This window comes from Mycoplasma anserisalpingitidis (genome assembly GCF_007858495.1).
Lineage (GTDB): Bacteria > Bacillota_I > Bacilli_A > Mycoplasmatales > Metamycoplasmataceae > Mycoplasmopsis > Mycoplasmopsis anserisalpingitidis_A.
In genome coordinates this window covers 112,372-137,914 of record NZ_CP041663.1, presented here as the reverse complement: position 1 = coordinate 137,914, position 25,543 = coordinate 112,372, and the positions used below count along the sequence as shown (strand labels likewise).

Here is a 25,543-nt window from a genome sequence, read left to right as displayed (position 1 = left end):
TTTCTCCAATTTTTATTTAGTGATTGCATATCATATTTTATTTAAAAATGATTTACGCGGATTGATCTCGTTATTAATTCTATTAGTGATCGTGTTTACTGTTTTGTTTTGATCTTCTTCATCAAGTTTAGTCATTAAGTTTGATTGTAAAATAGCAATATCATTATTTAAGAATATACTTTCGGAATTATCCCTATATAAATTGTGCACTTTATTAAGATTGAAAGTTGATGGATTCAAATTGGCTTCGATTATGTTAGCCAAAACACCACTTAAGGCTAACATATTGATTTTTTGATCCTTGAGTTCATCACAATTTAGAAATTCTGATATTAGCTTTATATAGCAAACAGCAAATTCATCAAGCATCTTTTTGATGGACACCACTCCATCATCAAGAATATTAATGTTTTTACTTTTTGTTAAATAACGAATAATATTTTGAATGTCTGTATTAGATTTTGTTAATCTACTATTTTGGTTAATCATCTCATAAATTTTATCCATACCCACGGATAAACGTTTATATTTAATAACTGCACCATTGTAAATAAGCGAAAGTGATGAGTACGAATCTTCAGTGTCCAATAATAAGTTAAATCCGTCAAATTCTTTATAATAGTTTGCTAATGACTGAGTTTTGATAAAGTAATTAACTTTATCAAAGTTGTATTCAAATAATCTTTGAATATTGTTGAGCGTTTCAATATCTGTAGTCACAAATGCAGAATTTTTTGAAATTAATTTGCTAAATTGCTTATTAAGAGGGAATTGCAAATATTCTTTAACTGAAACTTTTTGGTAAGCTAAGTATCGGTAGCTTGTAATTGTTACTGGAATGTATTCACTACTGTGAAAATGCTTTGATAATTGTAGACTTAATTCATCTTTAACACTTTTATCTGCTGAAAAACATTCTTGCAAGTAATGTGTTTCAATGAGTTTAATTTCTAAATTACTTAGGACATCATCATTAAAGATAACATTTGTAATAACATTTTTATTCAAAGGAAGGTTGTTAAGATATTTTTTAATAGAGTCAAACATTTTAGTAATGTCGCTTGAGTTAACTGGAATTAACTTTTCGCTCACTCTAACTGTTTTTTGTTTTGTTTCACAGTCTTCCAGAACTGTTCAACTAATATAATTTTTACTAACTCTAAAATCTAAAAAATATTTTCTCATAACCACCTCCCTTCTAAATTAAATCTTGCTTAAAATTCTTAATTTAGCACTTCTTGAGCGTTTATTTTCTTCTAATTCACGTTGTGAAGGAATTATCTGTTTGGCAGTATATTTTTTTTCTTCTATAATCGGCATCTTAATTGGAAGATTGCTTGTAATTAAATCTTTAAAAAAATTTTTTACGATACGATCTTCTAAAGAGTGGAATGTAATAATACTTAATGATGAATTGCTTTTTAATAAGCCAACTGCATCTTTAAGCATCAGTTCAAGCGATTCGAATTCATTGTTAGTTTCAATTCGTAACGCTTGGAATACTGCTTTTGCAGGATTTTTTGCTCTAAGTAGAGCGGCGGGATATGCACTCTTTATAACATCAACTAATTCTAAAGTTGTATCAATTGGTCTACACTTTACAATTGCTTTCGCAACTCGCATAGCAAGCTTTACATCAGCGTATTTTGTAAAAATGTTAGCTAATTGTACATCAGTATAATTGTTAACAATATAATGAGCATCAAGACCTTGTTCTTGATCCATGCGCATATCAAGTTTTGCGTCTTTATTGTAGCTAAAACCACGTGAAGCATCATCAACTTGAGGAGAACTAATCCCTAAATCAGCTATGATTCCATCAACTTGAGTAATTCCAAGTTTTGCTAATTCGTGTTTAATATATCTAAAGTCACTTTTAATAATAGCAAAGCGATCACTGATTTGACTAAGAGCTTCGCTTCCTTTTTTTATTGCGAATTCATCTTTATCAAAAGCAATCAAGAAACCATTTTTATTTAACCTTTTTAATATCTCGGCTGAGTGACCACCCATGCCAAGAGTTAAATCAACATAAATTCCGTCTTCTTTAATATTTAAACTTTCTATAGTTTCTTTTAAGAGAACTGAATAATGTAAATTCTGATTCATAATTAACTTTCTAGGTTAGATAATTCTTGAGCGATTTGTGAAATTGTATCATCATCATATGTTGATTCAAATTCATCGTAGCGTTCTTTGGATCAAATTTCAACAATTGATCCAACTCCAACAAAAACTACATCTTTTTGGATAGCTAAGTTTTCAAGTATGTTCTTTGGTAATAAGAATCTACCAGCTGAGTCAAGAGTAATGTTTATAGCTCTCCCAAGAATACTTCTGCGAAGAGCTCTAGCATTTTTGTTAAACATACTTTGCTTTTCGATGGTTCTGGTATATTCGATGAAGTTTTCTTTACTTCTAAGTTCACCATTGCCGTCAAAACCTATAGTTAGATAAAAATCACTTCCTAACAAATCTCTAAAGTTTGTTGGAAGTACAATACGATTTTTATCATCGATTTTTCTTTCGACTGTTCCGAACACACTTCCTCCCACTATCCACCACAATTTTACATCATTTCATATTTTTTTGTAAAAATATTGAAAAAATTTTTTAATAAAAATAAAAACAGCAACTTATGTGAAAACTTTTCACAAAGTCACTGCTAAAACTTACTTACTTTGTTGATTTAATCAACCTAAACCAGCAGTTACATCACTAACTTCTCCAACTAGTGAAACAATATCATCGATTTCTAGTTCAACATCCCCGCTTGGTCTAAGTACTCTTCCGTTTCTTTTGATTAAGATAATTGTAATTTTTCTCTTGTTAAAGTCTAAGTCTTTAATTTTCATTTTTGATAAATCTGGATTTTTAATTGTAGTAGTTCCTACTACAAAGTTTTCACTAAGTTCTTGTAAATTTTCTGAGAAACGAATTAAATTTTCATTAGCTGCAATTAAAGCAGTTCTAATTCCAGATTCATGCTCAGGACGAATAATTTGAGTTACACCAATTTGTTTGAGAACTCTAGCATGTCTGGCACTTGTAGCGCGAGCAATAATATTTTTAATATTAAGTTCTAATAAAGCTGCTACAATTTCAATGTTGTCCGGACAAGCAACAACTACTGTTTCCATTTGTTCAATATTCATTGATTTTAGTGCTTTCATATCGGCCGCATCTGCAATTGCAATTCTTTGAACTTCATTTTCAAATATTTTTGCATTATCTTCTTTAGCATCGATAATAAAAACACTTTTATTCATTTTTAATAATTGACTTACAACCGCTTGTCCAAATCTACCAAGCCCAATTACACAAATATCTTTTTTATGTTTAATCACCATAATTACCTCAATTTATTAATGTAATTTTAACAAATTCTAACTATATTAATAATTAGAACAGTTTATTATTATCAATAATTGATACTTACGAAATTGCTAAAAAACATCACAATATAAAAAGATATTGATTTGCTTGATATTCCCATCACATTCCCAGTACTTTCAGTAGATGCTTTTATATTTGGGGAATAAATTTATATTACACCACGCATAAAGTTCCCCAATAGTGATTTTTTACTACATTCTTTTCCAACAACTTTTTTTCATAAAATCAGAAATAATGGTTATATCTTCCCCTTCATAATACTTCACAAGTAAATTTTTAAATTTGGGAACTTCTTTTTCAGGAATAACCAAAAATCCACCTCCATGAGATATTAAATAGTGGTTAGCAAAAATAACAGATGCTTTCTTATTCCCATCAAGGAATATTTGTGTTTTCATACAATATAAGCATAACCTTATTGCAACATCAATCGCATCATCATTTTTCTCCGTAATCTCACGTATTTTTTCTTTTATATCCATTTCAATTGGTAATGGCGGAACATAAGAGGACCTTCCAATCGTAACTGGTACTCGACGTATACGACCTGCTTCAACAAAAAATCCTTCATTAACAAGCCTTGCAATATGACTAAGAATGTAATAGTCTGATTTGCTTGCTACTACATATTTATCCAAAATAAACTCCCATGCATGTTTTAGATTTAAGATTTTCTGTACATCAGTTGCTGTCATGCCAGTAACTTTCCCATTATCTATAATTTCTTCAGTTTGTGGAAAAGATGTAGCTACCCCCTCTAAAATTGCTTGATGGTAGATATTCATTTTCATATTAGCTCTAGCAAATGCTATATTATTAAGAACATCTGTTGATAACTCGTTTTCCGAATATCCAGCGCTTACAAGCTCCTTTTCTACATGACGTATTTCTTTTCTTATCGCTCTAATTTCTCTAGCATTGCGAAGCAGTAAGTTATAAAGTTCTTCAGTATATACTCCTACATATGTTGATGTCAGTTTACCTGCAACACGTTTTCTAACATATAAATATTTTCCATCGCCTCTATTCTTAATTTCGGGTGTCCCGTCATAGGGCATTAAATTCAATCTAGCGTGAAGATCAGCGCGAATTTTAAGTAATTCTTGTATTTCACTATAGTTTGCAGCCATTATTTTTACTCCTTTTGGGGAACATTTATTTAAAAAGTATACCATTTTATTCCCCAAAACTTAATGACTTGTAAGGAACGTTCCTTAGATTATTTCATTATACTTGTTTCCCAATTAATAAGGGGTACTAGAAAAAACGTGTGAAGAAATTATTCTCTACATTTTTTAGCACCAATAATTAATAAATATAGTTCTGCTGTGGTTCAACAAATTTTCTAGCTTAAGTTAACAAAAGCAATTAAATTTTATAAAATATAGTTATGCAAAAAAACTTAAAGAAAATTTTTGAGGTCGAAAACTTTTTTATTCATATTTTAGAAGATGGAGTTGCCAATAATGTATGTATTCCATATTTGCCTATTTATTATAAAGAGAGAAGTGCGATTTTAATTAATCCAAAAGAATCAACTTTCTGAAATAATAAATTTTGAGAGCAATTTAAAAATAATCCTTATGCAACTTTTTTAAATACTTATCATGATGTTAAATCTTTAACTGAGGAAATCGAATATAGAAATAAGCAAATTTTTTCTAATGTTGGTTTTTTTGATTTAGATGAACTTGAAATAGTTGATACCGAAATTCCTATTTACGATATTTGAAATATTGGTTTTAAAAATATTCACATTAATCCAACTGAATTTAAATCCTTTGAAGAAATTACTAAAAAATATGAAATTCAATTCAAAAGTCAAATTTTCAGAATTATGCACTTCTATCTTGAAAAAATCGTTCCTGAGAATCAAAACTTTTCACGTGAGTTAAGTAACCTAACTAAAAAAATGAAAAACAACTGATTTCTAATGAATGAGTTAGATTTTAGTAATACGGTAGTTAATATAAATGATCTTTTAGAGGAACATAAACGCACTTCACTTGAATTTTACTTTAAGTTATACCAAGAAATTTTCAACACTTACAACCAATTAGTTGAAAGAGAAAAAAGTCCTGATTCAATCGCCGAATCTGAGCAAGTAAAAAATGTTGAAATCAGACTTAAGTATATTAATGACATAAATAACTCTTCAATAAAGAAAGTGGAAAATAACTTTATTATTCGTGATATTAATTTAGAAATTGACTTTTATAAAAAGTTACTTAAAAACACAAAAAATAGTAATATCAAATACATGAACTATCTTCAACATAAATTGCTAAAATCAATTTTAACCATTAAAGAAAAAATGTCTCATGTAACTGAATTAAGCATCGAGCATTTAGATTTATATAAAGAATTATTAATCACTAAAAAACTTTACTGAATTTGAATGAGAAATAAATATAGTCTTTGCTATTTAGACAAAAATAGAATTCGTGAAATTTTTGCTGACTTAATTTTACAATCAAAAATGTTTATCAATAACACATTAAATAGCTTAAATAAACCAGGAAGAAAGTGAACAAAATTAAAAATTAAAAAAACTATTAAGAGACAATTTTATTACAGTTTTGTTAACTATAGTAACACTTCAGTTGAAAATAAACATGAGATAATGAAAATTATTGAAACTAAACACGAAAAAATCAAATCGTTAAATAAAATTAAGTTCGAGAAAGTTCCGGACTTTAACAAAATTGTTGAGCAAAATAAATTCGATGCTTGAATTAGATTAAATCAAGCTGAAGATCGTTGAAATAAATTCTCTTCAAACAAACTTTTCCAAACAACTCTTAAAAATTATCAAAGAAAAATCAAACGCCTTATTTATAGTAATAATGAATTAATTAGACATCAAATTTCCAACCTTTCTATAATTAATGAATCAATTAAAAAAAGACAAAATTCAAATTCACGCAGAAGTGAGTTTTACGATAATTATGAATTAATCCGCAATGTCGAAAATATACAAAGATATGAAAAAAATGAAATTATCGGTGAATTTGCAAACTCAGTTTTTGCTTTTATCATGAATAAAACTCAAGCTATCAATCAATTTAGCAGAACTTTCTTAATAATTAAAAAAATAATTGATTCAATGAGCTATATTTCAGTTAACTTTGGTGAATATCTAACAGCATATGACAAACTTAAAGTTATTAGTAAAATTAAACTTAAATTACTTAAACTAGTTTTAAATAATCCTTCAGTTTTATTTATTAAGGATACTTTTGATAAAAATAACAACGAAACTAGATTTGAATTTATACGGGTTTTAAATAAAATTTCAAATGAATATTCTTTAAGTTATGTACTAGTTACTGCTGATGTAAAACTAGTTAAAAAAATTTGTGATACAGTTCATATTTTCTGTAGAAATACTTTAGTTGAATCTGGAGAAATTAATGAATTAATTAATAACGCAAAACACCCTTATTCTAGACATGCACTTTCAGAAACAGATCTAAACTTTATTAAAAATCACAATGATGATTATTCTTGAATCTATTCAGAAGTTTATGAAATTGATAAAGATAAGAAACATTATTTATATGCTAATTTTGAAAATTATCAAAAATGAACTGCTTGAAGTAATCCAGAAACTCTTAAAATCAAATCTAATTTAGATAAAGCAACTAGTTTAACTCTTGAAGCTGAAGAAATTGATCAATTCTACAAAATTCAACATGAAAATGTTGAAATATCTATGACTTCATATGATCCAGCAAATAGAAAAATAGTATCTAAATCTAATTTATTTGATATGGACTATGAAAATCTTAAATTCTGAAAACAAGTAGGTAATAGTGAAATTGAATCTGTTAATAAAACCAATCATTTCATAGAACAAGATGAACAAGACTAAGATATGGATGAATGTCCATATTTTTATTTTATGGTTAATTTTGCACTTTACACATATAAATATCTTTAATATTTATATAAAAAAGCTAAAGTGAATTAAAATATAAATATGTTAAATAATAGTCCTTATGTTTTTTTACATTCAAATTCTGAATATTCTTTTTTAAATTCGACCATTAGACTTGAAAAACTATTTAAACTTGCTGCTGAAAAAAATGTTAAATATTTAGCACTGACTGATAAAAATAGTTTATATGGCTTAGGTCATTTTTTAGCTTTATGCGAAAAATATAATATTAAACCGCTTATTGGTCTTGAAATTGAACTTAATGGTGTAAAGGTAATTTTGCATGCCAAAAATAAAGAAGGATTGCAAAAAATTTACCAAGTAAATTATTTAATTTCTAAAAATATCGCTATTACTGAAGAGATATTGGATTGCAAGGACATTTTTGTTATTGATCATTACGAAAACGGATTTTTCGCTAATAAATTAGCTGCACCAAAATTAGAAAATTTCTACTATAACAATAAAAAATCTATTTTTCAAAACACAATTTTTGCCCCAACTCGTGAAATGCTTTTTAATAGTGAAGCAGAAACATTAACAACATTAAAACAAATTAGTTCAGCAACTAATGTTGAACCAATTTATCAAAATAGTGATTATTTCGAAATTATTCAAGATGGTCTTGAACAAAAAGTGGTTGATAACACTTTAAATTTAGTCTCACAGATTTCACTTGAATTTCCTTCGAATACCCCAAGAATTGCTAAACCATTCAAAACTAAAGAAGAATCTTACAAAAAAATAATCGAATTGATCAATAAAGGTCTAAATGAAAAAATATTAAGCTTAAAAAATTATTCAATGGAAGTAATTAATCAAAGAATTAATTATGAATTAGAAACAATATCAAAATTAGGTTTTATTGATTATTTTTTAATTATTGCTGATGCAGTTAATTTTGCTAAACAAAATGGAATAGCAGTTGGACCTGGTCGTGGAAGTGCTTCGGGTTCATTAATTTCTTATCTACTAAAAATTACTGAAGTTAATCCTTTACAATACGACTTATATTTTGAACGTTTTTTAAATCCTGAACGGGTAAGTTTGCCAGATATTGATATTGACATCCAAGATAACCGTAGAGATGAAGTTATCAATTATATCGTAGAAAAATACGGTGTTGAAAACTGTTCACTAATCACAACCTTTCAAACACTAGGAGCAAAAAATTCAATTCGTGATGTTGGTAGAGTATTAAATATTAATCTAGCTGAAATTGACAAAATTTCAAAAACTTTAACTGATGGACAAAGTATTGAAGAAGGATACTTAAAAAATTCTCGTTTTAAAATTGCAATCGACAAATATCCTAAATTACTTGAATTATCAAAAAACATTGAAGGACTTCCGCGTCAAAAAGGAGTTCATCCAGCTGGAATTATTATTTCAGACACACCGATAATTAATATAATGCCAATTTCGGTTTCAACTGAAAAAATTAATCAGGTAGATTTAACCCTTGAATATATCGAAAAATTTGGTTTAATCAAAATCGATTTTTTAGGGTTAAAAACCTTAACAATTATCCAAAACATCGAAAAGAATCTTAATTATGAAGATCGTTTTGATTACATCGCTTCTACTACTCCTAACATTTATCAAGATCCACAAACATTAAAATGTTTAAATTCAACCCTATCACAAGGAATTTTCCAAATTGATAGTCCTGGAATGAAAAAAACTATTAAAAATGTTGGAATTGATACTTTCAATGACCTTTTTGCCATAATCTCACTTTTTAGGCCTGGACCGATGGAATACATCAGCGAGTATGCGGCTAATAAAAAAAATCCTGATAGTATCGAATTAATTCACCCAGTTTATGACAAAATTGTTCGTGAAACTTTCGGAATTATTGTTTATCAAGAACAAATTATGCAAATTGCACAAAAATTAGTTGGAATGAGTTTTGGTCAAGCTGATATTTTAAGAAGAACTATTTCTAAAAAAGATTTAATCAAAATGGAACAATACAAAACTTTTTTCAATGAATTAGCTCAAAAAAACAATATCGATCCACAAACTAGTGAAACAATTTATAGAAAAATTGAAAAATTTGCTTCATATGGATTTAATAAAGCTCATGCTGTAGCTTATGCTATGATAACTTTTAAAATGGCTTATTATAAAGTTAGATATCCTGAAATTTTTTATAAAGCATTAATTACTAACTCAGGTAGTTCTCACTCTGATGTAAATAAGTATGTTGAAGAATGTACTCAAATAAATATTAAAGTTAATTCTCCAGAAATTAATCATTCATCACTTGAAGCAGTTGCAACTAAAAACGGTATTTATTTACCTTTTATATTAATCAAAAAAGTTGGAAATAGTGCGGTAGAAAAAATTTTATACGACAGGGCCGTTTATAAAAAATATAATACTTTTTCTGAAGCATACTTTAGATTAAGAAATGCTGGAGTATCCGATTCAGTTTTTGAAGTTTTAATTAAGGCAAGTGTTTTTAGAGAATTTGGGAATCAAAATACTCTATTAAATTATTATGAAACTCTTAAGGAATTTTGAAAAATGTTTTCAAATTCACTTAAAGATTACGCTGGAGATTCACATGCAAGAATTAAAGAATTAATAGATTTACATAAAATTGTTAGAGTTGATAGTGAAGGTAAATATCATGAAGATTTTATTGAAGCTCTACCTGCAAATTTTGCTGAAGAGTCAAAAAATGAAAATGAATTTTTAGGAAATATTTATAATGCTGTTCCGACATTAAATTATGAAACGAATTATAAATTAAATAGACTTACTCAAAGGGTTGAAAATTGAGTTACAGCTTTAGTTTTAGATGTAAAACACATTTTAAGTAAAGGTTTAGTTATGGTAACAATTAAAGATTCAACATTGATTGATAGCGCATGAGTAACAGAAAATAGTTTTAAAAACTTTGAATTTTTGCCAAAAAAAGACCGTATTTATAGTTTTTTACTAACAAGAACTTATACTGGTAAATTAAAAATATTAGATTGCAAGGAAATATATTATGAAGAATAACCAAAATAGAATTTTACTAGTTGATGGTAATTATCTAATGTTCCAAAGTTTTTATGGAACTTATACGCCAAATGGATATATTATGAGAAATAGCAAAGGTATCCCAACAAATGGAACTCATATGTTTTTTATGATTTTATTCAACTTAATTAATAATACTTCACCTACTCATATCTTTGTTGCTTTTGACGCTGCAGGTAAAACTAAAAGACATGAAATTTACCCTGAATACAAAGATGGTCGCTCAAAAGCACCTGAAGAAATTTTCGTTCAATTCAATCATGTTAAACAAATTTTAAATGAATTGAATATACCACACAATGAATTGATCGGTCATGAAGCTGATGATCTAGTAGGAACCCTTGCGAAAAATTTACCAGGTAAAAAATTTATTTATTCTAGAGACAAAGATTTACTTCAATTAGTTTCAAACGACACTGCAATCATTTTTAAAGACAACAAAACAAAAAGTTATGAATTAATAACTCAAGAAAATTTTAAAAACATTTATGAAATTAAACCTTCACAAATACCAGACTTTAAAGGACTTGCAGGAGATAGCTCAGACAATTTACATGGAATTAGAGGTATTGGAGAAAAAACTGCAATAAAATTAATTAACAAATATGGAAGTTTTGAAAATATAATTCAAAATGTTAATGAATTAACGCCTTCATTATCATTAAAAATTAAAAATGATTTGGAAAATGGAATCATCTGTAAAAAATTAGCAATAATCAACACTAATGTGGGTGAAATTTCCAAAAATGAACGTGATTATGAATTTAATTTAATCAAAAGTGGAACTCAAACACTTAAAGAATTAGAACTTAATCAAATATTGAATATCATAGAAATGAATTAGATATGGTTGCAATAATTGGTGAAATAGCATCAGGAAAAACTTTCTTTATCAATAAACTAAAAGAAATGGGATATAAAATTTTTATTGCAGATGAATATGTTAATTACCTTTATGAAAATAATGATGAATTAAAAAAGAAATTTATAAAACTTTTTGGAGAAGAAATAATACAAAATAACAAAATTTCTAAGGAATTTTTAAAAAGAAAAATAAACGAAAATTTTGAAACAATTTATTCAATTGAAAATTTAGTATTTCCATACATTTTTTCACATTTAGAACATGAAAAATATGATTTTGCAGAAATGCCAGTTTTAGTATCAAAAAACACTAATTTTTTAACTTTTTTTAATAAAGTAATCAATGTTGTTTCAAGTGCACAAAAAATTCAAATCCAAAGAGAAAAACGTAATGTGGATAACTCATTTTTTAAGGCATTAAATAGTAAAAATAATGATTTTTTTAATGAAAATCAACTTTTTACAAAGATTGATGTTGTTAATATCTTTGATCATAATCGAGAAAACACAGAACTTATTAAAGAATTTTTAATCGATAACAACATACTCAATTAAAATAAAATCACAAGCATAAAACGGGGGTCAAAATGGACGCAAATTCTAAATTGATTTATTCATTTTTCAGAATTCACAGAGGGGATCAAATCGCCAGCGAAGATTTAAGAAATCTGCGTCTTTTTTATACAAGTTTTTTGGGTGCTAATGCCATTTTACTTTATGAATTTTTACATGATTTAATTTTTAATAAAGACAAGTATGATTCAACTTTTACTTACGAAACTTTATCTTTATATTTGAATATATCAATTGATGAATTAAACACATGCAGACAAAAACTTGAATCAGTTTCATTAATTGAAACCCACAATGATTCAAAAGAATCAAGAACAGTTTTTGTGCTATTTAAACCTCTTTCATCTACTCAAATGGTAAAAAATGCATTTATTCCAAGATTGATTAAAAATAATATTGGTGAAGTTAATTATGAACGTGTAGTTAATTTAACAAGTGCAAGTACGTTCAAAAATAATGATTCACTAGAAAATATTTCGGCTGCGTTTCACGAAATGTTTAGTTTACAAACCGAAGTTAAATCAAAGGTTACTGAATTATTAGTTCAAGCGGGTGCAACTATCAAAGAAAATAACTCAAAAGTTTGAGATTCAAACAAGAGTTATCAAACTCAACTAGAAATGGGAGTTATTAAAAATAGTAATCACTATAAAGCAACTAAGGAATTGACTTGCGAAGAATTTTACTGTCAATTAACAAATACTTTTATTCTTGAAGATTCAGTTAAAGAAAAAATCAGTAAATTAAATAGTATTTTAAATTTATCTAAAATAACCAACTTAGCAATGCTATACATCTATTTAGAAAATGATAAATTTGATTTTAGAAAAACAACTAAATTACTTAATGAAGTTAAAAAATATAATTATGTAATTGATGAAGATACAACTGAAAAATATCTTCACGGTAAATATCGAAATGATATTCAACTAGTTGACGCATTTTTAAAAATGCATTCTTTAATGAATGAACAATAAATTAATTTATATATAATTAGAATGTATTAGGGAGGTTTTATGGTTAAAGAAGATGTATTTCAAAAAGAATTAAGTAAAATTTCTCGTAAACATTCTTATGATAAAACTAAATTAATTGAAAAAATTAAAAATAATGGTTTTTTAAAGCAAAGAATTGAACAATACAATCTTAGTGATGATGAGATTGCTTTTTTTATTTTAGAACTGACTAAAATAATCCGTGAAAGCGAAAAAAAAGATGAAAAAGTAATTGAAACTGATTTTAAACGTGATCCATTAACTAAAAAAATAGTTTTTTTTGAACGTTACGCTACACATAACTTAAGAGAAAGTGTTAGCCTACTCAAAAATATAATTTACCCTGAACTAGGCGAACCTTTTTACAACATTGATCCTACGGATGTTAGTCAAAAATATTTAGATTCAGATAATTGAAATTCTTTAGCTACATATTTAAAAAAAATTGACTTTAATATTAAAAATTGACTTTATATCTATGGTGATATATTATCTGGTAAGACAGAGATTATGTCTTACATCGCTAAAATAATTAATACTGATAATTCTAAAATTGTTTTTGCACCAATTAATAATATCTATAGCGAATGCATCAATATTTTCAATCGAAAACAGAACAAATTTAGTGAAACCAAAACTGTTGAATTTATGATAGAAAAAATAGCTAAGGTTGATTATCTATTTTTAGAAGATCTAGGTATGGAAGAAGGTTCAACTTGATTTGCTACTAATGTATTACTCAAAATTTTAGAATATAGAATGAAATATAGACTAGTTACATTTTTTAGTAGCACACTAAATTTAGTTGAATTAAAAAACAATTATCTTCAAAGAATACAAAAAAATACTAAAATTGACTCAAATGTTGAGACTATGAAAATTAATAAATTAATTAAAATAATTGAAATTAACCTTTATAAAACAATTAAAACAAAGGAGAATAATGATTAAAGTTATTTTAGCTGGAACACCAGAATTCTCTGTCCCAATTTTTGAAGAAGTGATTAAAAACTTTGAAGTTATCGCAATTATTTCTCAGCCTGATAAACCAGCAAACCGTGGATATAAATTAATTCCCACTCCAACAAAAGTGCTTGCTGAAAAATATAACATTAAGTGTTATCAACCTAATAAAATTTCTGAAATTTATGATGAATTAGCCCAATTAGATTTTGACTTTCTTTTAACAGCAGCATTTGGTCAATATATTCCTGAAAAAATTCTTAATTTACCAAAAAAAGCCGCCCTAAATGTTCACGGTTCATTATTACCTAAATATCGTGGAGCTGCTCCAATTCAACATTCTTTATTAAGCGGTGATAAAAAAACTGGCATTAATTTAATATATATGGTTAAAGAAATGGATGCAGGTAATATTTTAAAATCCTCAGAAATAGAAATAGATGAAGATGATACCAGCGATAGTCTATTTAATAAATTAAGCATTTTATCTGCACAAAACATTACCAAATGACTTAAAGAAATATACGAAAACAACTTCAATGAAATTGTTCAAGACGCCTCGCAAGTAATTCTTGCACCAAAATTAACAAAAGAAGAAGCTCAAATAGATTTAAGTGAAAATTCTGACCAGGTGATAAATAAAATTAAAGCGTACAGTTCAAATCCCGGTGCTTACACTTTTATAAATAATAAGAGAGTTAAACTTTTTAATGCTACAACTAAAGAAGTTAAGAACGCAATTCAACTAAGTTGTAGAGATAAAAATATATATATTTATGATTATCAATATGAATCTAAAAAAAGAGTTAACTTGTTAGAAAAAGTATAACTTATACATCCGATTGGATGTTTTTCATTTTCCCACTTGGTAGTATAATGTTTAATAAAACTAAAACAATTATCTAGTTTACTTTCCAAGTTAGTACCAAAAAGAATAAATCAAGCTATTATTTAATGAATTTTTATACTTTTTGAAAAAATTACATAGGAATTTTAAGTTTATTTCCCACTTAGTAGCATAATAACCAGTCATCAAAATTTCTACCATGAATATCCATACCTTAATTACTGGTTTTTCTATTAAGACAGTTTTATAATAATATAAATTTTCATAAAATATTATTACAGAAAATCTTTTAATTCTTTATGTTGAAATATAACTTTGCATTTTACACATTAAATTATTTGTTTAATAAATTTAAAATAAAAAAATGGTGCGTCGTACAGGGTTCGAACCTGTGACCCACTGGTTAAGAGCCAGTTGCTCTACCGGCTGAGCTAACGACGCATAAATTAATTATATTACAATTTTATATTTTGACCATTATTTTAAAAAAATAACAACCAAACTGTAATATTATTTTCATTATAGATCTAAAAATATGGTTTTGTTTTAAAAATAAAATAATATTTTTTCAACACATACTAAAATTCATATGAATAAGAAAATTAAGGAAAAAATAAGGAAATTGCATATAAATTTATGTTGTTATAATTTTTATATGGAGATAGAATGAAAAAAATACAAATAACTGTCGGACCTAAAGATGTAAGAGATATAAATGGTTTTATTAATGATATTAATTATAATTCATTATTTACTTTTGAAAATGGTGAATGAACATTAAAAAATGATATTACAAACAAAAAAGAAAAAGTGGTGCTGGAGTTAAATAAATTAAACTTCATCAATAATGATGATCCTGAGAAATATATTGATGATTTATTCGATAACATCATAAATACTGCTTTCGTTTTTGCTAAAAATATGAAAGTTGATTCTAAGGATTCAAATGATTTTCAATATGTCAATAACGATAATACTGTAATTGATAAGATAAAAAGCACATTAATGAAATATTTTTACATAGATGACTGGAGCATAATAGACTTAGTTTCCGATTTATTTTCTGCATTATTAAATTCTCACTTATTTAGAAATGGTAACAAAAGATTCTGTTTCAGTTTTCTGAATGTTATTTTATTTACATTTGGATACTTAACTAAAGTAAAAATTAATAAAGAATTTGACATAGATGTTATGAGCGAAAAATATTTAGAAAACATAGAAAAAACAATTGCATGCTTTGAAGTCAGATTATCTAATCAAGATATAGACACACTATTCACAAATTGTACAAACCTAGCAAATCAAAATCCTTTATGTTTTGAAATACTAAATAATGAAATTGATTTAACCATCCCTGAAAGACATGATAAAACGTTAAAGGAGATAAAAAAGTGAATCAAAAATATTTTACTATTTGTCTAAAATCCAGTAAAATTATTATGAAATTGAATATGAATAAAAGTAAAAGGAGTTAACGTGGCAAAAGTTGAAATTAGAATTGTTGAAAATGCACCATTAAAGAAAATTAGCTTCGAACAAATGAAGGAATATCAAGAAAAACACAATAAAGAAAATTGAGATATTATTTGTGAAACAATGAGAAAACTTTCAAAAATGTAATTACTAGAGATATCTCTAGTTTTTTTATACTTTTACTAAATTCACCCATGCAAATAACAGAATTAAATAATATATAATTAAAAGTATGAAATCTAAACTATTATTTCTTTGTGGGTTAACTTCTTTGAGCTCAATACCAGCGTTAATTTCAATAAGTTGTATTCAACAAAAAAACATCTTTGTTGAATCTTTTTCATACAAAAATTTCACTAAAAATCAACTTATAAATCTTAATAATAAAACTGAATTTAGTTCAATTTTTAATCAAGTAGATTCAGAAAAAATAAATAAATTTATCGATGACCTAAAAGAAACTAGTACATACCAACAAATTGATTTTGATACTATAATTAAGTCGTATTCGTCAAGTGATTTAATTCACACTTCATTATTAAGTAGAAATAGAATTATTAGTAGTTTATATCCTAATCAACAATTTATTCCCGAAATTCAACTAATAGTTTATGAAATTTTTGATAACTTTGATTATTATAAAAATATTTATCCAAATTTAATAAATATTAAAAATATTAGAAGTATAAGTTATGATCAAAATAGTGAACAAATTTTTTATTTAGAAAATTTAATTGCATTACACTTAAATAAATTTAATATTGACAATAAGATTATAAATGTTAAACTAACAGAAATTAAATCAATTGAAAATAATACTGGCATAAGTTTTAAAGTGATATTAAACAACAAAATTATAGAAAAAGAATTCTACCTAAAAGGATTTTTTAGCTACAAAAACATCAATAAAAATTATAATTTTGAAGATACCGAAAATAATTTAAGATTTAATGAATACTTATCAGAAATTAAGATAAATTTCACTGATAAAAAGTTTAATATTATAAACTTCGATTCACTAGTTGATAACCCTAAAAACTCTTATAACTTACTTGCGTTTGTTAAACTACTTACTGATTATTCTAATGCTATTGAAATTGAAGTACCTGAATATAGAAAAAATATTGATAAAAGTTACGAATTAATTTTTAATCCTAATAAAACTAGTTTAACTCAAAGCATGCATCAAGATTATTTTTTTACCGTCAAGGTTACAAAAGTAAATGGTAAAGTTGAATATTTTGATTTTAACTCAATTAATTTTACAAATCACTACCACCTTTTTAACGGTTACAGAGATATGAATGACAAACGTTATACTTTTCCTTCTACCACTGTAATTAGCTTTGAAAATGATATTAATGCTTTTGTTCGAACTAAAATAAATCAAATAATTATTGATACATTTAATAAATTTGAAAATAATCTTTTAGTTTTTAATAACAAAAAGATGAGTGAAATTGAAGCTTATGAATTCATAAAATATATGCCCGAAAGCATTAAATTTATTGAATTTGAAATCTACAGAGAAATAATCCAATATTTTCCAGCTACAACATTAGAAAATTATCTTGCAGATATTAAATTAACTAACTTAACTTTGGATAAAAGTATTCCTGGAAAAATTTATTTTAATATTGATTTATTAAACAATCAAAAACAAAGTTTAATTGATGAAGAAACTAAAAAAATAACTTTTGAAATCACGGGTTTCAAAGGATATAAAAACATATAAAACACTACCATAAATTAATTAATATGTTAATATTTATATTATGAATAATAAAATAAAAGAATTCTTTAAATTAAATAATTGAAAAAGAATAACATTAACTATTTTAATATTTATCGCATCATTAGCGAGCATAGTTTTTGGTGGTGTTTTTTTATCTACCAAAGGCTTGAAAAATTCTATTGAATATGGTTCAGGAATTCAAACTGTTGTTAAAGCACAAAAACAAGGTAATGCAACAATTAATGATGAAACTAACAAGATCGCTGACTCAATTCATAATAGAATTAGTTCAAACCAATTTTCTGGTATTAGTGTGATTCCAAACGAAAACGGAATAATTACAATAAATCAATCAGGTATTTTTACAGATGCACTTAAGGAAATTTACTCAAAAAATATCATTGATAAACCATTAATTACTATTACTGATATAGATGGAAAAATTCTTTTTAGAGATGGTTTATTTAATATAAATGAAAATTTTGATAATATTGATCCTTATCGTTTTACTCCGCCTTTTGAAAGTCAAAGTGCTAAAGCTGATTTAACTTCAAATGATGATAATTACATTACTCTTGAATATAAAAATTCAGAATCACAACTTGAATTTAATAAAGCACTTCAATATATACAAAGTAAAAATGATCCAAAAATCTTAATTTGAAAAAATTTAGATAAGTTATATGAATTAACTAAAAGATATTCAGCAGATTGAGAAGCTAGTGGAAACAATTTATACAACTTTGTCCACGTTGGAAATAAAACTACTCAAGAAATCACCGATCCAGAAACTAATTCAAAAGTTACAAAGCCAAGTGTTTTAAAATCTGCTGATTTTGATGCGGAACAATTTTTAATTGGTGTTGAACAAATTTCTTACTTCTCACAATATTCTTCATTTAAATTTAAGTTATTAAACAATGATTACAATTACGCAATGTCAATTAAAGATGACATTAACTACTCTTTATCAGACTACAAACTTGAATTAGTTTCAAGTTCTTACATTGATAATGATAACTTAAATTTAGCAATTATTGGTTTTGTAACATCATTAGTTTTAACAATCACTTTAGTTTCAGCTTTAATGATTGTTAATTATGGAATTCTAGGTGCCATTTCAACCATTTCAATTGCATTATACACAACTTTAGTTTTAATGATGTTCATCCTACTTAGAGGTGATTATAGCCCATTATTGTCTCTTTCAATTATTACGGGAATAATTTATGTAAGTAATATTCACATTCAAACATTCCAAAAAATAAAAAATAATCTTTATTCTGGTGACAGTGTTAAAAAAGCTTTTAGAAATGCGAATTGCGATACTTTACAACATTGTGTTGACTCAAATATAATTATACTAATCGTTTCATTTATTTTATTTTACTTCGGAACTTCAAATATTAGAGAATTTTCAATTCCATTAATCATTACCATTGTAGCTGGACTTATTACATCAATTCTAATTGTCAGAATTACTTCAAGTTTATTGGTTTCAACTGGATTCTTCGATAATAAACGAAAATATTTTGGAATTAATTTATCCAAAGCTAATGCTAAATTAATGAATGATAAAATTATTGGATTTGACTTTGTTAAAACTTTTAAAATCTCTTCAGTAATTTTTGCAATAATTTTAGTAATTTCAGTAATAGTTATCCTTTCAGTTTCGCTAATTAAACATGAATTTTTCTTGGCATTTAATACTACAAGTGAGTTTATTTCAGGTTCAACATTAATCATTCAAAGTAATGTTGTTACTCAAAATTACATCAGTTACGAAACTGCACAAAAAATAAATGAGTTTATATTAAATAACTCAGAACTACCAAAAGTTCAAGATTCACTAATTATGTTGAGTGAAAAAGAATCATTAAGCTACTTAATTAAAATTAATTTTGAAAATCAATTTGATATTACTAATTTAACGAATGAATTAAAAAATAATTTTGGAATCCTGAAATTAGATTATTTCACAACAAACAACACCTTTAATGTAAATATTATTAGAGATACATTTATCAGTTTTGGAATTATTTTAGTGTTTATAATTTTCTACACGCTAGTAAGAACAAATTGGGCAAACTTACTATCACTATTAATTTCGATAACTTTGATTATTCTATTTACAATTTCTTTAGTAAATCTTTTACATATTCAAATTAACACACAAGTGTTATTATTACTTTCGACAATATTTATTCTTTCATTAATTACAATTTTTAACAATTTAATTAACACTAATGAAATAAGAAATCACTTATTTACAAATAAAAAAGTATTAACTCAAAAAGATTTAAGAGAGTTGTACAATAAATCAGTTGTTGCATTTATGAAACAAAATATTAAATTAATTTTTGTTGAATTTATCGCAATCATAATAATGTTTATTGTTTCTTTTATGGGAACAATAAGTTATTGAATTCCATTAGTTTTCTTGATTTCAATAATTTTAATCAATGCAATCATTTTATTTATTCTTCCTGGATTGTTATACTTTTTTAATAATATTAGAGAAAAAGGAATTCAAAGAAGAATTAATAGACGCTTTTGAGCGATTAACAACCCTGAAGAACAAACCTTCAATGGTGTTAATGATTATACGCACTAAATTACAAGCTTTTTGCTTGTTTTTTTATTTTGAAAAATATATAATTAGTCCAAAAGGAGGAATATGGTTGAAATTAAAATCGGACACACAAATAAATCTTTTAGAGATGGTGATAAATTTATTCAAGAAAAAATATATAACACTTTTAATCATAAAATCGATTATAAAATACTATCTAAATTTGATTTTGTTCCTAAATTAATTTCTGATGATCAAAAATACTTAAAATATCAATGAATTGAAACAAATCGATTAACTTTTAACAAAGAAGTATTAATTCAGATAGCTAATAATTTTAAGGCTCTGCATGATTCAGAACTAATTTTTCCAAAGAACAATATTTCTCAAAGAATTAAGGAATATCTTAAAACTCTTAAAGAGAGAAATAACTCTATTAAAGAATTGGATCCATACTATAAAAGAATTTTAAAAATATTAAAAAACAGTGCTGCAAATCGTCCATTACACAATGATTTGTACAATGAAAACATTCTGGTCGACAAAGACAATAAAGTATATTTTATTGATTGAGAATATGCAACTATGGGCGATAAACACTTTGACCTCGCTTATTTTATAACAGGTTCATATCTTAATGAAGAACAAGAACAAATCTTTTTAGAAGCTTATGATAGTTACTGAGAAGAATATCTAATTCAACAAAAAATATTAGTTTATTATCTAACAATTCTGTGAAACAATGTTCAAATACCTAAAGCATTTGATGATAGTGAATTATTCATCAAACTTAAAGAAACGGTTGAACTTTTTGATGAAAAAAAGAAAAATAACTCTTTTAGACGCTAATGCGTCTTTTTTTATGGAAAAAAATTTCATTAGTATTAAAATCAAATATTAATATACAATTTAAATATAACTAATTGGAGGAATTATGAAATTTAAATTAAAAAACCTATTAATTGGGGGGGTCCTTACTTCAATGATGCCTCTTGTTGCTCTTTCTGCTTCTTGTGGTAAAAAAGAAAGTGGTGATCAAGGTAAGGATACAAGTAAAAATGAAGTTGTTTCCGTTTTAAAACTAGATTTAACAAAATTGGAAAACGGAGCAACTATAGACTTTAAATCATTGAATTCAGAAACTAAATATAAATTAGAAATCGTAGACAAAAGTGCATTAATCGCTTTCTTAAGTGATTCATCTAACTACAGACTATACTTTGACTCATACAAAAATAAAGAAAATTTACCAGAAGGTTTCACTTCATATCAAAGTGTAATTACATCTGAATCAGATTTTAATTTAAGAAAAACAGTAATGAAAATTTATTCAGATATGAAAAATCTTAAAGATTCATACTTTAGTGGTCCTATTGCTCAAGAATCTCTAACCGATTCAAACAACAGATACTACAGACAACCAGATAAGCGTGTAAAATACACACTTTCAGAAGATAAAACAACAGTTACAATGAAAGTTTATGAAACTAAAGGTGTCACTGGCGAAACATTAGACATTGATAAAAACGCTGAATGAACACTAGAAATAAAAATTAAATAATAATTAGAGAAAGTTGACTTCATGTCAGCTTTTTTTACCATAAAACTTTAGTTATATAAAATTAACAATTTGTCGTTTTTTAATCAAGCAAAAATAAAAGAGTGCTAAGCACTCTAATATAAATTATTATTTCTTTCCTAACATTGAAAACATATTTTTCTTGTAAACTTCAACTCCAGGTTGGTTGAATGGATTTACTCCAAGTAAGTAAGCTGACATTGTTAAAGCTCTTTCGAAGAAAATGAATAATGAACCTAAAGTTTCTTCACTAAAGTCTTTGAAAAGAATATGTAAGTTTGGAACTTGTCCAACTTCAAAGTGAGCTTTTTGAGTAGCCTTAAATGCAACATTATTTACTTCATGTAAAGTTTTACCACTTAAATAGTTTAATTGATCAATATCTTCAACATCATTTTTAAAAGTGATGTTATTTACAGGATTTTCAAGAGTTAACACTGTTTCAAATAAAACTTTTGAACCTTCTTGAATCATTTGACCTAATGAGTGTAAATCTGTTGAGAAAATTCCACTTGCTGGTCAAAGACCTTTGCTATCTTTTCCTTCACTTTCAGCAAATAATTGTTTTCATCATTCACTGAAGTATTGTAGTTTAGGTTCGTACGAAACCATCATTTCAACATGGTAATTCTTTTCAACATTTAATAAATATCTTGTAACAGCATATCTATATGCGTCATTTTCAGAAATCTTTGAGCTACTTAATTCTTTATTTGTTAATGAAGCTCCTGCAAGCACTCTTTCTGCGTCAATTCCAGCACAAAGGAATGGAAATAAACCTACTGCTGTCATAACTGAGAAACGACCACCAACATCATCAGGAACAATAAATTTAGTGTAATTTTTTCTTGTAGCTAATTCAAATAGTAAACCTTTTCTTGCATCAGTTGTAGCTGCAATAAATTTAGAAGCTTGATCTTTACCAACTTTTTCTTCAAGTAAAATTCTAAATTCTCTAAAAGCTATAGATGGTTCAAGAGTAGTTCCTGATTTACTTATTACGTTAATAGCGAATTTTTTATTTTTAACATAAGCTAATTTTGAAACAAGCGCTTCAGAAGAAATATCATTACCCGCAAAAACTAATTCCATGTCAGGTCTTTTTTGTGAATATTCACCAAAGATAAATTCATATCCAGTTTTTGCACCTAAATATGAACCCCCAATTCCCACAACAACCACTACTTCAACACCTTCTTTTTTTCATTCTGACGAAAGTTTTTTCATAGCTTTCATTTCTTCTTTATCATAATTATCTGGTAAATCATATCAACCAAGTCAATCTTTTTCAGCAACTTCACGTTTAAGAACGCTGTTGTGAATTTGATCAACACGTTCTTGTAATAAATTCAATTTTGAATTTTCAATCATTGAGTATGTAGTATCTAATTTTAAAAATTTCATAATTTCCTTTCACTTTTTTTATTATACTAGTTTAATAAAAGCAATCATTATTTATAAAATAATCATATGTAAAAGATACCTTAATTATTCTTTATACTCTTTATACTCTAACAATCATCTTGTATGGTCATTTTTTTAACTTAAATTTAAAATTTATGAGTTAGCTTAATATAATTTAAATATGAATAAAAAAATAATTAAAAAATCTTTAATTGGTATCTCGACTTTAGGTCTATCTTTACCTTTAATAACTCTCTCATGCAATGAAAGTAAAAATAGTAAACTTTGGGGAGATGATAATTTTAATAAAAAAATAAATTTAAGTAATTTAACTTATAGTGATGAATTAGAAAATGTGAAATTTATTGCTCCTTTTAATAAACAAGTTACACCATCAAATACTTTCTATCAACTTATAACTTATGCCTTTGCAGATGGAAATAATGATGGTATTGGTGATTTTATTGGTCTAACTGAAAATTTGGATTATTTTGTTAATTTAGGAATTGATACTTTATATCTCTCTCCTGTTCATCCTGCTAGTTCATATCATGGTTATGATGTTATTGATTATACAGATGTCGCAGCTGAACTTGGAGGTATGGAAGCTTTTGATAATTTTTTAATTAAAGCACATGAAAAAGGAATTAGAGTAATAATTGATCTTGTATTTAACCATACTTCTTATGAACATCCTTGATTCCAAAAAGCACTTCAAGGTGATCCTAAATATGAAAAATACTACAACTTTTATGAACCTAAATCAAACCAAAGTGAAACAAAATACGGAATTGATGATTCAAGTTTAAGAAATCTCTTCTTTAATGTTGATAAAAGCATTCAACCTACAAATAAACATTATGTTGCTGAATTTTGAGGTGGTATGCCTGACTTAAATCTTGATAATCCTGAAGTTATTCAAGAATTAATTAATATTCAATCATTCTGAGCTAAAAAAGGTGTCGATGGATTTAGATATGATGCTTTTTATCATTTCTTTAATTCTGAAAATCAACACGAAAGTAGAGATGATGGAAGTAAAATTGCTTCAATTTTTGCTCAACTTAGAAAAAATTCTGAGTCAGTTATTTCTGAAACAGCAGAACAAAGAAGTGATAAAGAGTTAATTATGTTTGGTGAATGATGAGGAAATCCAGCTGATGCAAAAGTGTATTTCATGGATAAACAAAACAATAAAGCTCTTAATGGTGTACTTGATGGGATTAATTATGCTTCAAATTCTTCAACTTTTATCTCATCTAATACTGAAAAGTTAGTCAAAGAATATTTACCATATAATTCGCTTTGACTTCCAAGTATTGACAATCACGATCGGGTACGTTGAATACAAAAAATTAACCGTGAATTTTATTCAGGAAGACAAATCGATGAAAATGGATTTGTAAATGATATTTTAAAAAATTACTACAGTGTAAACTTATTAAATATGCTAACTAAAGGTGGAAATCCAATAATTTACCATGGTGATGAATTAATGATGAATGGACATAAAGGTAGTGGTGATCAATACGTTCGTGAGGCATTTAATTGAAAAAATGATAAATATCAAGTTGATTTTTATGAACGCCGTTCAGGAATTAATAGTTCACACATCTACACTCATTCAATAAAAAACTTAAGTTCGCCTGAAGAAATAATCAAAGATAAAAACTCAATTTACAGTATTGCAAGTGATATAAATAAACTTAGAAAAGAATTTATTCAACTACGTGAAACAAATGTTGAATATATAGTAAATCCAAGCGAAGTTTTAAGTCACATTAACGACGATTTAACAAATAGTTTTGCTGAATATTACACTGTTAGAAAACTATCTGATAATGAATATTTATTAGTTTTAGTTGAAAATGTATTTAATAAAATCAAACCTATAATTCAAATTAATCAAGATTTTAACATTGAAGATATTCATCCAGAAATGAAACGTAATATTACAATTAATAATAATCAGTTATTATTAGATATTGGCGTAAACTTCGGTGTATTTAAACTAGTTAGAAAGTAATTACTTTTTTAGTCAATAAAAGTACATTTTAAGTTTTTTCACCATATTAAAATGGTATTAACAGATATATTAGTGATAAAGTAGATGTGTGAAAAATATGGAAATGTTATTTTAAGAGTAATAAACTTATATAATTA

20 protein-coding genes and 1 tRNA gene are annotated in these 25,543 nt (G+C 26.1%); 14 read left to right on the top strand and 7 right to left on the bottom strand.

Annotated elements, in window-relative coordinates:
* Nucleotides 1-12: 12 nt before the first annotated feature.
* From FOY43_RS00605 to FOY43_RS00585, 5 genes are all read right to left on the bottom strand, one after another.
* The gene (locus FOY43_RS00605) at nt 13-1,185 is read right to left on the bottom strand and encodes an MAG3720 family protein (protein WP_146308578.1); all 1,173 of its coding nucleotides are present in this window, start codon (nt 1,183-1,185) and stop codon (nt 13-15) included.
* Nucleotides 1,186-1,203: 18 nt separating this feature from the next.
* Nucleotides 1,204-2,109 carry a 16S rRNA (cytosine(1402)-N(4))-methyltransferase RsmH gene (gene rsmH, locus FOY43_RS00600; RefSeq protein WP_146308576.1) on the bottom strand — a complete coding sequence of 302 codons (906 nt, stop codon included), beginning with the start codon at nt 2,107-2,109 and terminating at the stop codon, nt 1,204-1,206.
* 2 nt (nt 2,110-2,111) lie between these two features.
* Entirely contained in the window at nt 2,112-2,543 is a 432-nt protein-coding gene (locus tag FOY43_RS00595; RefSeq protein WP_146308574.1) for a division/cell wall cluster transcriptional repressor MraZ, read from the bottom strand.
* A 129-nt stretch (nt 2,544-2,672) separates the two neighbouring features.
* Nucleotides 2,673-3,350, bottom strand: a complete 678-nt coding sequence (locus FOY43_RS00590) for a potassium channel family protein (RefSeq protein WP_146308572.1) — start codon at nt 3,348-3,350, stop codon at nt 2,673-2,675.
* Between the two features lie 237 nt (nt 3,351-3,587).
* Entirely contained in the window at nt 3,588-4,526 is a 939-nt protein-coding gene (locus FOY43_RS00585; RefSeq protein ID WP_146308570.1) for a Fic family protein, read from the bottom strand.
* A 260-nt stretch (nt 4,527-4,786) separates the two neighbouring features.
* Between FOY43_RS00585 and FOY43_RS00580 the strand changes: the two genes are divergently transcribed.
* From FOY43_RS00580 to fmt, 7 genes are all read left to right on the top strand, one after another.
* Nucleotides 4,787-7,270, top strand: coding sequence for an MAG1360 family OppF-related protein (locus tag FOY43_RS00580; protein WP_146308568.1), 2,484 nt, complete (start codon nt 4,787-4,789; stop codon nt 7,268-7,270).
* 108 nt (nt 7,271-7,378) lie between these two features.
* Nucleotides 7,379-10,351 (top strand): DNA polymerase III subunit alpha, encoded by a 2,973-nt coding sequence (gene dnaE / locus FOY43_RS00575; protein WP_146308566.1) that lies wholly within the window; start codon nt 7,379-7,381, stop codon nt 10,349-10,351.
* Nucleotides 10,341-11,216: a 5'-3' exonuclease gene (locus FOY43_RS00570; RefSeq protein WP_146308564.1), complete on the top strand. Its 876-nt coding sequence runs from the start codon at nt 10,341-10,343 to the stop codon at nt 11,214-11,216. Before dnaE ends, FOY43_RS00570 begins: the two co-directional genes overlap by 11 nt.
* 2 nt (nt 11,217-11,218) lie before the next feature.
* Nucleotides 11,219-11,791 (top strand): dephospho-CoA kinase, encoded by a 573-nt coding sequence (locus FOY43_RS00565; RefSeq protein ID WP_146308562.1) that lies wholly within the window; start codon nt 11,219-11,221, stop codon nt 11,789-11,791.
* Nucleotides 11,792-11,823: 32 nt separating this feature from the next.
* Nucleotides 11,824-12,786: a hypothetical protein gene (locus FOY43_RS00560; protein WP_146308560.1), complete on the top strand. Its 963-nt coding sequence runs from the start codon at nt 11,824-11,826 to the stop codon at nt 12,784-12,786.
* Nucleotides 12,787-12,825: 39 nt separating this feature from the next.
* Nucleotides 12,826-13,755 (top strand): hypothetical protein, encoded by a 930-nt coding sequence (locus tag FOY43_RS00555; RefSeq protein ID WP_146308558.1) that lies wholly within the window; start codon nt 12,826-12,828, stop codon nt 13,753-13,755.
* Complete coding sequence (gene fmt, locus FOY43_RS00550) at nt 13,748-14,596, top strand: methionyl-tRNA formyltransferase (protein WP_201273915.1); 849 nt, start codon at nt 13,748-13,750, stop codon at nt 14,594-14,596. Before FOY43_RS00555 ends, fmt begins: the two co-directional genes overlap by 8 nt.
* 383 nt (nt 14,597-14,979) lie before the next feature.
* Here fmt and FOY43_RS00545 read toward each other — a convergent pair.
* Nucleotides 14,980-15,055: transfer RNA gene (locus FOY43_RS00545), tRNA-Lys, on the bottom strand.
* 225 nt (nt 15,056-15,280) lie between these two features.
* On the opposite strand from FOY43_RS00545, the gene FOY43_RS00540 reads away from it, so the two are divergent.
* From FOY43_RS00540 to FOY43_RS00520, 6 genes are all read left to right on the top strand, one after another.
* Nucleotides 15,281-16,039, top strand: coding sequence for a type II toxin-antitoxin system death-on-curing family toxin (locus FOY43_RS00540; protein ID WP_146308556.1), 759 nt, complete (start codon nt 15,281-15,283; stop codon nt 16,037-16,039).
* Nucleotides 16,040-16,093: 54 nt separating this feature from the next.
* Nucleotides 16,094-16,237 (top strand): hypothetical protein, encoded by a 144-nt coding sequence (locus tag FOY43_RS03845; protein WP_162847748.1) that lies wholly within the window; start codon nt 16,094-16,096, stop codon nt 16,235-16,237.
* Nucleotides 16,238-16,322: 85 nt separating this feature from the next.
* Complete coding sequence (locus FOY43_RS00535; RefSeq protein WP_146308554.1) at nt 16,323-17,825, top strand: MAG3240 family lipoprotein; 1,503 nt, start codon at nt 16,323-16,325, stop codon at nt 17,823-17,825.
* A gap of 40 nt (nt 17,826-17,865) precedes the next feature.
* Entirely contained in the window at nt 17,866-20,439 is a 2,574-nt protein-coding gene (secDF, locus tag FOY43_RS00530) for a protein translocase subunit SecDF (protein ID WP_146308552.1), read from the top strand.
* A gap of 63 nt (nt 20,440-20,502) precedes the next feature.
* Nucleotides 20,503-21,246 carry a phosphotransferase family protein gene (locus FOY43_RS00525; protein WP_146308550.1) on the top strand — a complete coding sequence of 248 codons (744 nt, stop codon included), beginning with the start codon at nt 20,503-20,505 and terminating at the stop codon, nt 21,244-21,246.
* An 85-nt stretch (nt 21,247-21,331) separates the two neighbouring features.
* Nucleotides 21,332-21,958 carry a hypothetical protein gene (locus FOY43_RS00520; protein WP_146308548.1) on the top strand — a complete coding sequence of 209 codons (627 nt, stop codon included), beginning with the start codon at nt 21,332-21,334 and terminating at the stop codon, nt 21,956-21,958.
* Between the two features lie 126 nt (nt 21,959-22,084).
* Here FOY43_RS00520 and FOY43_RS00515 read toward each other — a convergent pair whose 3' ends face one another.
* Nucleotides 22,085-23,380 (bottom strand): glucose-6-phosphate isomerase, encoded by a 1,296-nt coding sequence (locus tag FOY43_RS00515; RefSeq protein WP_162847747.1) that lies wholly within the window; start codon nt 23,378-23,380, stop codon nt 22,085-22,087.
* 181 nt (nt 23,381-23,561) lie between these two features.
* On the opposite strand from FOY43_RS00515, the gene FOY43_RS00510 reads away from it, so the two are divergent.
* A complete protein-coding gene (locus FOY43_RS00510) occupies nt 23,562-25,406 on the top strand; it encodes an alpha-amylase family glycosyl hydrolase (RefSeq protein ID WP_146308544.1) in 1,845 nt (614 codons plus the stop codon).
* Nucleotides 25,407-25,543: the final 137 nt, after the last annotated feature.